Annotated in this window: 16 protein-coding genes; 12 read left to right on the top strand and 4 right to left on the bottom strand. The window is 51.4% G+C overall.

Features of this window, described 5'->3' with window-relative positions; all coding sequences use genetic code 11:
* Nucleotides 1–3: 3 nt before the first annotated feature.
* From gabD to csiR, 4 genes are all read left to right on the top strand, one after another.
* The gene (gene gabD, locus F4V61_RS15700; RefSeq protein ID WP_080161151.1) at nt 4–1452 is read left to right on the top strand and encodes an NADP-dependent succinate-semialdehyde dehydrogenase; all 1449 of its coding nucleotides are present in this window, start codon (nt 4–6) and stop codon (nt 1450–1452) included.
* Between the two features lie 14 nt (nt 1453–1466).
* On the top strand, nt 1467–2750 hold the full coding sequence (gene gabT, locus F4V61_RS15705; RefSeq protein ID WP_038394744.1) for a 4-aminobutyrate--2-oxoglutarate transaminase: 1284 nt from the start codon (nt 1467–1469) through the stop codon (nt 2748–2750).
* Between the two features lie 129 nt (nt 2751–2879).
* Nucleotides 2880–4280: a GABA permease gene (gene gabP, locus F4V61_RS15710; protein ID WP_000531292.1), complete on the top strand. Its 1401-nt coding sequence runs from the start codon at nt 2880–2882 to the stop codon at nt 4278–4280.
* A gap of 43 nt (nt 4281–4323) precedes the next feature.
* Nucleotides 4324–5016 (top strand): DNA-binding transcriptional regulator CsiR, encoded by a 693-nt coding sequence (csiR, locus tag F4V61_RS15715; protein ID WP_080161150.1) that lies wholly within the window; start codon nt 4324–4326, stop codon nt 5014–5016.
* 6 nt (nt 5017–5022) lie between these two features.
* On the opposite strand, the gene lysM is transcribed toward csiR, so the two are convergent.
* Together lysM and F4V61_RS15730 are read right to left on the bottom strand one after the other, a co-directional pair.
* Entirely contained in the window at nt 5023–5472 is a 450-nt protein-coding gene (gene lysM / locus F4V61_RS15720; protein ID WP_000522408.1) for a peptidoglycan-binding protein LysM, read from the bottom strand.
* Between the two features lie 99 nt (nt 5473–5571).
* Nucleotides 5572–5730 carry a YqaE/Pmp3 family membrane protein gene (locus tag F4V61_RS15730; RefSeq protein WP_000508174.1) on the bottom strand — a complete coding sequence of 53 codons (159 nt, stop codon included), beginning with the start codon at nt 5728–5730 and terminating at the stop codon, nt 5572–5574.
* Nucleotides 5731–5918: 188 nt separating this feature from the next.
* Here F4V61_RS15730 and F4V61_RS15735 point away from each other — a divergent pair, with 188 nt between their 5' ends.
* The 3 genes from F4V61_RS15735 (at nt 5919) to F4V61_RS15745 (ending at nt 7013) form a co-directional block, all read left to right on the top strand.
* Nucleotides 5919–6218, top strand: a complete 300-nt coding sequence (locus F4V61_RS15735; protein ID WP_000125784.1) for an ArsR/SmtB family transcription factor — start codon at nt 5919–5921, stop codon at nt 6216–6218.
* Nucleotides 6219–6227: 9 nt separating this feature from the next.
* Nucleotides 6228–6755, top strand: a complete 528-nt coding sequence (locus F4V61_RS15740; RefSeq protein WP_000022005.1) for a rhodanese family protein — start codon at nt 6228–6230, stop codon at nt 6753–6755.
* A gap of 78 nt (nt 6756–6833) precedes the next feature.
* Entirely contained in the window at nt 6834–7013 is a 180-nt protein-coding gene (locus F4V61_RS15745; RefSeq protein ID WP_038394740.1) for a hypothetical protein, read from the top strand.
* A 103-nt stretch (nt 7014–7116) separates the two neighbouring features.
* On the opposite strand, the gene stpA is transcribed toward F4V61_RS15745, so the two are convergent.
* A complete protein-coding gene (gene stpA, locus F4V61_RS15750) occupies nt 7117–7518 on the bottom strand; it encodes a DNA-binding protein StpA (RefSeq protein WP_001051097.1) in 402 nt (133 codons plus the stop codon).
* A gap of 687 nt (nt 7519–8205) precedes the next feature.
* Between stpA and alaE the strand changes: the two genes are divergently transcribed.
* On the top strand, nt 8206–8655 hold the full coding sequence (gene alaE, locus F4V61_RS15760) for an L-alanine exporter AlaE (protein ID WP_000492674.1): 450 nt from the start codon (nt 8206–8208) through the stop codon (nt 8653–8655).
* Nucleotides 8656–8689: 34 nt separating this feature from the next.
* Here the strand turns inward: alaE and F4V61_RS15765 are convergent, their stop codons facing one another.
* Complete coding sequence (locus tag F4V61_RS15765) at nt 8690–9040, bottom strand: DUF2002 family protein (protein WP_000281306.1); 351 nt, start codon at nt 9038–9040, stop codon at nt 8690–8692.
* Between the two features lie 161 nt (nt 9041–9201).
* Here F4V61_RS15765 and F4V61_RS15770 point away from each other — a divergent pair, with 161 nt between their 5' ends.
* From F4V61_RS15770 to nrdE, 4 genes are all read left to right on the top strand, one after another.
* Nucleotides 9202–9528 (top strand): DUF883 domain-containing protein, encoded by a 327-nt coding sequence (locus tag F4V61_RS15770; protein ID WP_000932888.1) that lies wholly within the window; start codon nt 9202–9204, stop codon nt 9526–9528.
* Nucleotides 9529–9801: 273 nt separating this feature from the next.
* Entirely contained in the window at nt 9802–10047 is a 246-nt protein-coding gene (gene nrdH / locus F4V61_RS15780; protein WP_000028868.1) for a glutaredoxin-like protein NrdH, read from the top strand.
* Nucleotides 10044–10454 carry a class Ib ribonucleoside-diphosphate reductase assembly flavoprotein NrdI gene (nrdI, locus tag F4V61_RS15785; RefSeq protein ID WP_080161149.1) on the top strand — a complete coding sequence of 137 codons (411 nt, stop codon included), beginning with the start codon at nt 10044–10046 and terminating at the stop codon, nt 10452–10454. Before nrdH ends, nrdI begins: the two co-directional genes overlap by 4 nt.
* On the top strand, nt 10454–12571 hold the full coding sequence (gene nrdE, locus F4V61_RS15790; RefSeq protein WP_416378271.1) for a class 1b ribonucleoside-diphosphate reductase subunit alpha: 2118 nt from the start codon (nt 10454–10456) through the stop codon (nt 12569–12571). The genes nrdI and nrdE overlap by 1 nt, the downstream gene beginning before the upstream one ends.
* Nucleotides 12572–12576 lie beyond the last annotated feature (5 nt).

A 12576-nucleotide genomic window follows, 5' to 3' on the forward strand; every position in this document is an offset into this window, starting at 1 on the left:
ATTATGCAACTTAACGACTCTACCCTGTTCCGCCAGCAGGCCTTTATCGATGGCGACTGGCGCGACGCGCGCAGCGGCGATGTCATCCCCGTTAGCAACCCCGCCAACGGGAAACCGCTTGGCAATGTGCCCAAAATGGGGGCGGAAGAGGCTCGCGACGCTATCGACGCCGCCAATCGCGCCCTGCCCGCCTGGCGCGCGCTCACCGCCAAAGAGCGAGCCAATATCCTGCGTCGCTGGTTCAATCTGATGATGGAACATCAAGACGATTTGGCGCGTCTGATGACGCTGGAACAGGGTAAACCGCTGGCGGAAGCGAAAGGCGAAATTAGCTATGCCGCCTCGTTTATTGAATGGTTCGCCGAAGAGGGGAAGCGTATCTATGGCGACACGATTCCAGGTCATCAGGCCGATAAACGGCTGCTGGTGATTAAACAGCCTATCGGCGTTACCGCCGCGATTACCCCGTGGAACTTTCCCTCGGCAATGATCACCCGTAAAGCCGGCCCCGCGCTGGCCGCAGGCTGCACAATGGTACTCAAACCCGCCAGCCAGACGCCGTTTTCCGCGCTGGCGCTGGCGGAACTGGCCCAGCGCGCCGGAATTCCCGCAGGCGTATTTAACGTCATTACCGGTTCGGCAGGCGATATCGGCGGCGAGCTGACCAGCAACCCGCTGGTACGCAAACTGTCGTTTACCGGCTCGACGGAGATTGGCCGCCAGCTAATGGAACAATGCGCCAAAGACATTAAAAAAGTATCGCTGGAGTTGGGCGGCAATGCGCCGTTTATCGTCTTTGACGATGCCGATCTGGATAAAGCCGTCGAGGGCGCGCTGGCTTCGAAGTTTCGTAACGCCGGGCAGACCTGTGTCTGCGCCAATAGATTGTATGTTCAGGACGGCGTTTACGATCGTTTTGCGGAAAAACTCAACCAGGCGGTAAGTAAGCTCGCGGTCGGCGACGGCCTGCAAGCCGACGTCGCTATCGGGCCGCTGATTGATGAAAAAGCCGTTGCGAAAGTCCAGGAGCATATCGCCGACGCGCTGGAAAAAGGCGCCCGCATCATTACAGGCGGTGAAGCGCACAAGTTAGGCGGCAACTTCTTTCAACCGACCATTCTGGCGGACGTCCCTGATAACGCGAAAGTCGCCAAAGAGGAGACATTCGGGCCGCTCGCGCCCCTGTTCCGCTTCAGCGACGAGGCGGAGGTCATCAGGCAGGCTAACGACACCGAATTCGGCCTGGCGGCCTATTTTTACGCCCGCGATTTAAGCCGGGTTTTCCGCATCGGCGAAGCGCTGGAATACGGCATCGTCGGCATTAATACCGGCATTATCTCTAACGAAGTCGCCCCTTTCGGCGGAATCAAAGCCTCCGGCTTAGGTCGTGAAGGTTCCAAATACGGCATCGAAGACTATCTGGAAATCAAGTACATGTGTATCGGCCTTTAACAGGAGTGTCGCGAATGAATACCAATAAAGCATTAATGCAGCGCCGTCATAACGCCGTTCCCCGCGGCGTGGGTCAGATTCACCCTATTTTCGCCGAGCGGGCGGAAAATTGTCGAGTCTGGGATGTTGAAGGCCGCGAGTATCTCGATTTCGCGGGCGGCATCGCCGTTCTGAACACCGGCCATTTACATCCAGGCATTGTTTCAGCGGTTGAAGCGCAATTGAAGAAACTGTCGCATACCTGTTTTCAGGTGCTGGCCTATGAACCGTACCTGGCGCTGTGCGAACGCATGAATCAGAAAGTGCCAGGCGATTTTGCCAAAAAAACGCTGCTGGTCACGACCGGTTCCGAAGCGGTTGAAAACGCGGTGAAAATCGCCCGCGCGGCAACCAAACGCAGCGGCGCTATCGCTTTTAGCGGCGCTTATCACGGTCGTACCCACTACACGCTCTCTCTGACCGGGAAAGTAAATCCTTACTCCGCTGGCATGGGGTTGATGCCGGGCCATGTCTACCGTGCGCTTTATCCTTGCCCGTTGCATGGCATCAGCGACGACGACGCGATCGCCAGTATTGAGCGTATCTTTAAAAATGATGCCGCGCCGGAAGATATCGCCGCCATTATTATTGAGCCGGTGCAGGGCGAAGGCGGATTTTACGCCGCCTCTCCCGCGTTTATGCAGCGTCTGCGCGCGCTATGCGACCAACACGGCATTATGCTGATCGCCGACGAGGTGCAAAGCGGTGCGGGGCGTACCGGTACGCTATTCGCCATGGAACAGATGGGCGTAGCGGCAGATATCACCACTTTTGCAAAATCAATCGCCGGCGGCTTTCCGCTGGCAGGCGTCACCGGTCGGGCGGAAGTGATGGATGCCATCGCGCCGGGCGGTCTCGGCGGCACCTATGCAGGAAACCCAATTGCCTGCGCCGCCGCGCTGGCGGTACTGGACATTTTCGAGCACGAAAATCTGCTGCAAAAGGCGAATACGCTTGGCAAAACGCTACGTGATGGTCTGATGGAAATAGCGGAAACGCACCGTGAGATCGGCGACGTTCGCGGACTGGGCGCCATGATCGCCATTGAGCTGTTCGAAAATGGCGACCCCGGCAAACCGAACGCGACACTGACCGCCGATATTGTGGCCCGCGCTCGCGATAAAGGGTTAATTCTGCTGTCCTGCGGTCCTTACTACAACATCCTGCGCATCCTCGTTCCACTCACCATTGACGCCTCGCAGATTCGGCAAGGTCTGGAGATTATCGCCCAGTGTTTTGATGAGGCGAAACAAGCGTAATGTCCAATAAGCAGCGTCGGATGGCGACGTAAATGTCTTACTCGGCCTACAAAAACCGTTCCGATTGTAGGCCGAATAAGCGAGGCGCCATCCGGTAAACGAGCGCAATAACAATAAAGAGGTTTTAGGATGGGGCAATTGTCAGAATCACATGCATTAGGGGGCGGGCTGAAATCACGCCACGTCACCATGTTATCGATCGCCGGCGTGATCGGCGCCAGTCTGTTTGTCGGTTCCAGCGTGGCGATTGCGGAGGCCGGTCCTGCGGTACTGCTGGCCTATCTGTTCGCGGGGCTTTTGGTCGTCATGATTATGCGGATGCTGGCTGAAATGGCCGTCGCCACGCCGGATACCGGCTCTTTTTCCACCTATGCGGATAAAGCTATCGGCCCTTGGGCCGGATATACCATCGGCTGGTTATACTGGTGGTTTTGGGTGCTGGTTATTCCACTGGAGGCCAATATTGCCGCCATTATCCTCAATTCATGGATATCAGGTATTCCGGTCTGGCTATTTTCATTAGTGATTACGCTTGCCCTAACCGGAAGCAATTTATTGAGCGTCAAAAATTACGGCGAATTCGAATTCTGGCTGGCGCTGTGTAAAGTGATTGCTATTCTGGCGTTTATCGCGCTGGGCGCGGCGGCGATTAGCGGTTTTTATCCTTATGCCGAAGTAAGCGGCATCTCCCGGCTATGGGCTCACGGCGGTTTTATGCCTAACGGCTTTGGCGCGGTGTTAAGCGCCATGCTGATCACCATGTTCTCTTTTATGGGCGCGGAGATCGTCACCATTGCCGCCGCAGAATCCGATACGCCGGATAAACATATCGTACGCGCCACCAATTCTGTGATCTGGCGAATTTCCATCTTTTACCTGTGTTCCATTTTTGTGGTGGTAGCGTTGATCCCGTGGAATATGCCGGGCCTGAAAAGCGCAGGCTCATACCGTTCGGTACTGGAGCTGCTTCACATTCCGCACGCGAAATTTATTATGGACTGCGTGATTTTGTTGTCGGTAACCAGTTGCCTGAACTCCGCATTGTATACCGCGTCCCGGATGCTCTATTCCCTTAGCCGCCGTGGCGATGCGCCTGCGGTGATGGGAAAAACTAACCGTAGCAAAACGCCCTGGGTGGCGGTTCTACTCTCTACCGGCGCGGCGTTTTTAACTGTTATCGTCAATTATTACGCTCCGGCGAAAGTGTTTAAGTTTCTTATCGACAGTTCCGGCGCCATCGCTCTGCTGGTCTATCTGGTGATTGCGGTTTCACAATTGCGGATGCGTAAAATTTTGCTGGCGCAGGGCGGAGAAATTAAGCTGAAAATGTGGCTCTATCCGTGGCTCACCTGGCTGGTTATCGGCTTTATCTGCTTTGTCCTGGTGGTAATGCTATTTCGACCGGCACAGCAATTAGAAGTCATTTCGACGGGGCTGTTAGGGCTGGGAATCATCTGTACCGTGCCCATTATGTCTCGCTGGAAGAAACGAATAAGGTGGCCAAAAGCCCCCTTGCAAAACCTACGTTAGCGTTATGCCCGGCGCCAGCCGGGATGCTTCTCAGGAGAAAAAGATGACCGCGCTTTCCCAACCGACGGCCATAGATGGATATCGCTGGCTTAAAAATGACATTATTCGCGGGACTTATCAGCCGGATGAAAAACTGCGGATGAGTTTATTAACCTCCCGCTATGCGCTCGGCGTAGGACCGCTACGCGAGGCGCTGTCACAACTGGTGGCGGAACGGCTGGTCACCGTGGTGAATCAAAAAGGCTATCGTGTGGCGTCCATGTCAGAGATGGAACTTCTCGATATTTTTGACGCGCGCGCCAATATGGAAGCAATGCTGGTGCATCTGGCGATTGAACGCGGCGATGATGCGTGGGAGGCGGAGATCCTGGCGCGAGCGCATATGCTCAGTAAACTGGAAGCCAGCGATGCCAGTGAACATATGCTCGATGAATGGGATCAGCGCCACCAGGCGTTTCATTCCGCAATTGTCGCCGGTTGCGGCTCCCACTACCTGCTACAGATGCGCGAACGGTTATTCGATCTGGCGGCGCGCTACCGCTTTATTTGGTTACGTGAAACCGTCCTGTCTGTCGAGATGCTGGAAGATAAACATATCCAGCATCACACGCTGACAGAAGCGATTCTGGCGCGCGAGGCGGCACGCGCCAGCGAGTTAATGCGTCAGCATTTGCTGACGCCGATTCCCATTATTCGTCAGGCGATGACGGGAAAAATGAAGCCAGGAGCGGCCTGATAGTGATTATTCTTCAGGAATACGCAGCACTTGTCCCGGATATATTTTTTCCGGGCTTTTCAGCATCGGTTTATTTGCCTCGAAAATTTTATTATACAAATTGGCGTTACCATACACTTGCTTTGAAATAGCGCTCAGGGTGTCGCCTGATTTTACGGTATAAAACTGACTTTCAGCCGCGGGCGTCGTAGTTTTAACCTGATCGTCAACGCTGCTAATCCCGGCGATATTCCCCACGGCAACCAGAATTTTTTCTTTTGCCTCCTGACTAAGCCCATCCCCCGTGACTGTCGCTTTTCCATCGGCAATCTGCACATTTACTTTGTCAGCGTCTGGTATCCCCGTTTTATTTAAATGCTCCTGGACTTTTTTAGCCTGTTCGTCCTTATCATGATTAGCAGTTACCGCGTCCCAGAGTTTTTCACCTGCATCTTTTACAAAATTGAAGAGCCCCATATTCACCTCGCTTGTTAAAAATACACTCAAAGAAAAGTGTAGCAGAGAGAATGAGGTTATCCTGATAAGCGGCGCTTATGCACCGCCAGTGACAGATAATTAATGACGCATCTGAACCCAAAACGCGTGGATAAGCCCCGGAATATATCCGAGTAATGTCAGCAGGATATTAAGGATAAATGCCCAACCGAACCCTTTTCCTAAAAAGACGCCGAGGGGAGGCAAAATAATCGTAAACACAATTCTCCAGAATCCCATATACACTCCATATAAATATAAGCAAAATTAGTCATTGTTTAAAAAGACATTTTATCTGTAAGCATAGCCAGTTTATCTGAGCCTGCCAGTCACGCCTCGCGCTTTTACCCTCCTTTACGCTCTTTACGCTGGCATTGGGTTGACGTTTATTTTAGAATTATCTAAATTTAGAAAACACTTAAATAACTATGACAGCGCTTAAACAACTTCAGGCCAGCGCAGAACAGGCGGCAGCCCTGCTCAAAGCGATGAGCCACCCAAAAAGATTACTGATTTTATGTATGCTTTGCGGTTCGCCCAAAACCAGCGCAGGCGAACTCGCGCGCATTACCGGGCTAAGTCCCTCCGCAACATCGCAACATCTGGCGCGGATGCGGGAAGAAGGGCTGATTGACAGCCAGCGCGATGCCCAGCGCATTCACTATTTCATTAAAAACGAGGCGGTTAACATGCTTATCGCTACGTTGAAGAATCTCTATTGTCCATAAGGAGGCACGATGTCCATTGGTATAGTTTCCCCCCGCGAGGCGCAAGCGCTGATAGCGCAAGGCGCGAAACTGATTGATGTGCGCGACGCCGACGAATACCTGCGCGAGCATATTCCCCATGCGCAACTGGCGCCGCTCTCCCAGCTTGAACAGGGCGCTTTGCCCGCCAACCTGCGAGCAGAACAGATCATTTTTCACTGTCAGTCAGGTAAGCGAACCAGCAGCAATGCGGCAAAACTACAGGCCGTTGCCGCGCCAGCTCAGGTCAGTTTACTGGAAGGCGGCATTGATGGCTGGAAAGCGGCAGGATTACCCGTCACAGAAGACAAATCGCAACCGCTGCCGCTGATGCGCCAGGTGCAAATCGCCGCCGGCGGGTTGACGTTGCTTGGGGTGATTCTGGGCTATACGATCCACGGAGGTTTTTTCCTCATTAGCGGGTTTGTCGGCGCTGGGTTAATGCTGGCAGGTTTAACTGGCTTCTGCGGAATGGCGCGACTACTGGAAAAAATGCCCTGGAATACACGTACCCATTAAGCAGTACACTCACCGTACGTCGGTAAGTTTGTAGTAGACTGAAGACGGGTTTATAGAATTGTTCAACAGGAGGGCGTTATGTTCACACCTGGCGATTTCGTACAGCCTCGAATAGGCGGTCCGAAACTGAAAGTGATTGAAGTCAACGAGGATCAAATTGTCGCTGTACGGGTCGACGATGAACAGGGCGAAAAATTGACCCTCAAAGCGGCTGATGTCACCCCTTATTCCGAAGGGGGCGATTTTGGCCTGTGCTGATTTAGCAAAATGATAATGGCGCAACGTTTACCTGATTTATATCCCGAAGTCTCGGTTAATAGAGATCAGAAACGACGCGCCATCTGTTAAATGTTATCCGTGATTAGATTAAGAAATCATCAAGGGATTTACCAGCGGCCAGCGCCTGTGCAATCGGTTTAGGCGTACGGCCCTGTCCGGTCCAGGTTTTTTCTTCGCCATTGAAATCGGTAAAACGATATTTTGCCGGACGCGGCTGGCGCTTTTTAGCAGAACGCGGCATTGCTGAATTTATTGCAAATAACTCTTCCGGGTTAATACCGTCTGCTTTCATCAGTTCCAGAAAGGTATTAATTTTTTCTTGCTTCTCGGCAAGCTGGCGTTGCTGCAATTCTTCTTCTTCGCGTCTTTCTTTAGTGACAACCCTGAATTTTTCGAGCATTTCTTCAAGGATGTCAATGGAGAATTCGCGAGCCATTGCGCGTAGCGTGCGAATATTATTTAATTTCTGTAACATCAAATTCATATCAATAAAAACCTTTTAACGCTGAAAACCAAAATCTATTACAGACAGTATTGTATGCGATTGTTGATTATATTTCCAGATCCTGAAGTTCATACAGATATACACTGTGGTGATCGATTTATTATATTAACTCGTTAACTGGATGACTATATTCATTAACCCCTGCATATTTCAGGCTATCCTGTCTACTGTCTATCTCCTGGTTTCCCGTTCGGCTGTTTATGGTGTATCCAAGCGTCACCGTAACCTCTGCAGCTAACCGCATGACAAAATGAATGATTCACCATAATAATAGATTAAACATTCAAAAATCGCTTACAGATTTTTATGCTAAAAAACACGCAAAATTTGCATTAATTATGCTAAAAAAGAGACAAGAACGTTTCTCTACCCGATTGTACGCGGCAACTGACGATATTCAGAATATTGCTGAAAATCTCCAGAAAACAATATATTATAACACACTGATTTAAAAAGAATTAATTACCTCAAACAACGAAAATCCCGCCACAAGCAAAAAATAAATAACAACAGAGTATTTTATCGACAAAAAGCTTACAAATAAAAATATTCCACTAGTTGATAGTTTTTATATAGATATATACTCTATACAAAAGCAAAAGCGCTTCATGAATTCACTACAAACCATCACCTCATTCTGATTTATACGTTACAAGGAGCATTAACATGTTCTCTCCACAGTCACGCTTGCGTCATGCCGTAGCAGACACGTTTGCGATGGTTGTTTACTGTTCTGTCGTGAACATGTTGATCGAGATATTCCTCTCCGGAATGAGCGTTGAGCAGTCACTTTCTTCCAGGCTGGTGGCGATACCCGTCAACATTTTGATTGCATGGCCATACGGTGTTTATCGCGATCTTATTATGCGCGTCGCGCGTAAGGCGAGTCCGGCGGGATGGGCAAAAAACCTGGCGGATGTATTGGCTTATGTGACGTTTCAGTCACCGGTTTATATTATCATTTTGCTGACCGTCGGTGCCGACTGGCATCAGATAATGGCCGCCGTAAGTTCCAACATTGTCGTTTCAATGTTAATGGGCGCGGTTTATGGCTACTTCCTGGATTATTGTCGTCGCCTGTTTAAAGTAAGCAACTATCATCAGGCTAAAGCGTGAGCCAGCGTCGCGACTGGCATTGCCAGTCGCGCTTTTAATCAGGCGTTACGTCGCCGAATAGCCCATTCAGATAACGTTCTAACGCTATTCGTGAGCTAAAGCCATGAGGAATACCGTAGTGTTCGTGAGTCCCGCCGCCTAAATAGAGCGGAAAATTTTGGTAGTGAGCGCAGGTTTTAATATCCGAAGCCGGTTCTGCCAGTGATGAGCTACGGTCTTTTAACCTCGGATGTATAATCAGCGCAGTGCGCCCCATACGCGCCTCGCGATTAACATAAACATAATTCTCTCCGCGTCGATAACCATACGTTTTATTCGTCACCACATCGACGACAAACCCTGCCTTTTCCAGTACGCGCGCCACCTCATCAGGTCGTAAATACATCTTTTATCCTCATGCTCTTTTACTGCGGGCTTACCTTACCCGATAGAACGTCATCAACGCTTTCAGAAAAGTCCAGAAACGCATGATATCGCCGTAACGGATCTCAGAAGGTAAAAATATGAACTACACTGAAAGCTACATCGAAATCAATGGAGGATCATATGCTTAATAAACCGAACCGAAACGACGTCGATGATGGTGTTCAGGATATTCAGAATGATGTCAATCGATTAGCCGACAGTCTGGAAGATGTTCTTAAATCCTGGGGAAGCGATGCGAAAGACGAAGCAGAGACGGCGAGACGTAAAGCCCAAGCGCTCCTGAAAGAGACCCGAGCGAGGATGCATGGCCGTACTCGTGTAAAACAGGCCGCTTGTGATGCGATGGGTTGCGCGGATACGTTTGTGCGTGAAAAACCCTGGTGTAGCGTGGGAACTGCCGCAGCGGTAGGTATTTTTATCGGTGCGCTACTTAGTCTGCGTCGCTAACGACGTCTGCTGCCGGATGGCGCTAACGCTTATCCGACTCTGCCAGGCGCGAACATGTAGGCCGGATAAGCGTTCACGCCGCTATCCGGCAAAAATTAGCAATATCGCCCCTACCCCGCTGCATCCATCTGCGACGTTAAAATCAATCGGAAATTCCCATATCTTGTATGGTTGAATCTTAATTCAACTACATCTAGTATCCCATATATCAGTACTCAACAATCTGACGCGTATTATCGCGCCGTTTTCTCATTTTAAATGGAAATACGAATCATGAGCATTACTATTTACACTCGCAATAACTGTGTTCAGTGCCACGCCACGAAGCGGGCGATGGAAAGCCGTGGATTTGAATTTGAGATGGTGAACGTCGACCTGGTGCCGGATGCAGCAGATACGCTCCGGGCGCAAGGGTTTCGTCAATTACCGGTGGTTATGGCGGGCGATTTGAGCTGGTCGGGTTTCCGCCCGGACATGATTAATCGTCTTCATCCAGCGCCTCACGCGGCAAGCGCATGAGCGCGCTCGTCTACTTCTCCAGCAGCTCTGAAAATACGCACCGTTTTATGCAGCGTCTGGGGATGCCCGCCACGCGTATTCCACTCAATGAACGGGAGCGAATTCGGGTAGACGAACCGTACATTCTGGTCGTGCCTTCATACGGCGGCGGCAGGATGGCCGGTGCGGTGCCGCGACAGGTGATCCGCTTTTTAAATGATGAACACAACCGGGCGCGCATTCGCGGCGTCATTGCCTCCGGTAATCGCAATTTCGGCGATGCCTGGGGCTGCGCTGGCGATGTGATTGCACAAAAATGCGGCGTACCCTGGCTGTACCGTTTTGAGCTCATGGGCACACAACGCGACATTGATCATGTCCGAAAAGGAGTAAATGAATTTTGGCGACAACAAACCCGGAGCGCGTAATGCAGGAAACGATGGATTACCACGCCCTGAACGCAATGCTAAATCTTTATGATAAAGCAGGCCATATTCAGTTCGATAAGGACCAGCAGGCGGTCGACGCCTTCTTTGCCGCCCACGTCCGCCCCCATTCCGTAACGTTTGCCAGCCAGGATGAACGTCTGGACACGCTGGTCCGTGAAGGCTATTACGATGACGCTATCCTCGCGCGTTACGACCGCGCCTTCGTCCTCAGCCTGTTCGGGCACGCTCACGCCAGCGGCTTTCGCTTCCAGACGTTTCTTGGCGCCTGGAAGTTCTATACCAGTTACACGTTAAAAACCTTCGACGGCAAACGTTATCTGGAACACTTTGAAGATCGGGTGACGATGGTGGCGCTGACTCTGGCGCAGGGTGACGAAACGCTGGCCACCCAACTGACTGATGAAATGCTTTCTGGTCGCTTCCAGCCCGCCACCCCGACTTTTTTAAATTGCGGTAAACAACAGCGTGGGGAACTGGTCTCCTGCTTCCTGCTCCGTATCGAAGACAATATGGAGTCGATCGGGCGGGCGGTGAATTCGGCGCTGCAACTCTCCAAACGCGGCGGCGGCGTCGCATTTTTACTCTCTAATCTGCGCGAGGCCGGCGCGCCGATCAAACGTATTGAGAATCAATCGTCCGGCGTGATCCCGGTGATGAAAATGCTGGAAGACGCGTTTTCGTATGCCAACCAGCTTGGCGCGCGCCAGGGGGCCGGCGCGGTTTATCTCCATGCGCACCATCCGGATATCCTGCGTTTTCTCGATACCAAACGGGAAAACGCCGACGAGAAAATCCGTATCAAAACGCTCTCTCTCGGCGTGGTGATCCCGGATATCACCTTCCGGCTGGCGAAAGAAAACGCGCAGATGGCGCTCTTTTCGCCTTATGACGTACAACGACGCTACGGCAAACCGTTCGGCGATATCGCCATTAGCGAACGGTACGACGAATTACTTGCCGACTCGCACGTGCGTAAAACCTATATTAACGCCCGCGACTTTTTTCAAACACTGGCGGAGATTCAGTTCGAATCCGGTTATCCCTACATCATGTTTGAAGATACGGTAAACCGCGCGAATCCGATTGCCGGCCGCATTAATATGAGTAACCTGTGCTCGGAAATTTTACAGGTCAATAGCGCCTCCCGTTACGACGATAATCTTGACTATATCCATATCGGGCATGACATCTCTTGTAATCTCGGCTCGTTGAATATCGCTCACGTCATGGATTCCCCGGATATTGGCCGTACCGTAGAAACCGCTATTCGCGGCCTGACAGCGGTGTCGGACATGAGTCATATACGCAGCGTACCCTCAATAGCTGCCGGTAATGCCGCTTCTCATGCCATTGGGCTGGGCCAGATGAACCTGCATGGCTATCTGGCGAGGGAAGGGATTGCCTACGGTTCGCCGGAGGCGCTGGATTTCACCAATTTCTATTTCTACACCATGACCTGGCACGCCTTACATACTTCAATGCGACTGGCCCGCGAGCGCGGCAAAACCTTCGCCGGATTTGCGCAGTCGCGCTATGCCAGCGGCGACTATTTTACGCAGTATTTACAGGACGACTGGCAACCGAAAACGGCGAAAGTCAGGGCGCTATTTGCCCGCAGCGGCATTACGCTGCCCACACGAGAAATGTGGCTAAAGCTGCGCGACGATGTGATGCGCTATGGCATCTATAACCAAAATTTGCAGGCGGTGCCGCCGACCGGTTCGATTTCTTACATTAATCATGCGACCTCCAGCATTCATCCGATTGTGGCCAAAATTGAGATTCGCAAAGAGGGCAAAACCGGGCGTGTGTATTACCCCGCGCCGTTTATGACTAATGAAAACCTGGACATGTATCAGGACGCTTACGAGATCGGTCCGGAAAAAATTATTGATACCTATGCAGAGGCTACGCGCCACGTCGATCAGGGACTGTCGCTCACCCTGTTTTTCCCCGATACCGCCACAACCCGCGATATAAACAAAGCGCAGATTTATGCATGGCGAAAAGGCATTAAGTCACTGTATTACATTCGGCTTCGACAGCTAGCGCTCGAAGGCACTGAAATTGAAGGCTGCGTATCCTGCGCGCTATAAGGAAA

Origin of the sequence: Salmonella enterica subsp. arizonae (genome assembly GCF_008692845.1) — a bacterium.
Taxonomy (GTDB): Bacteria; Pseudomonadota; Gammaproteobacteria; order Enterobacterales; family Enterobacteriaceae; genus Salmonella; species Salmonella arizonae.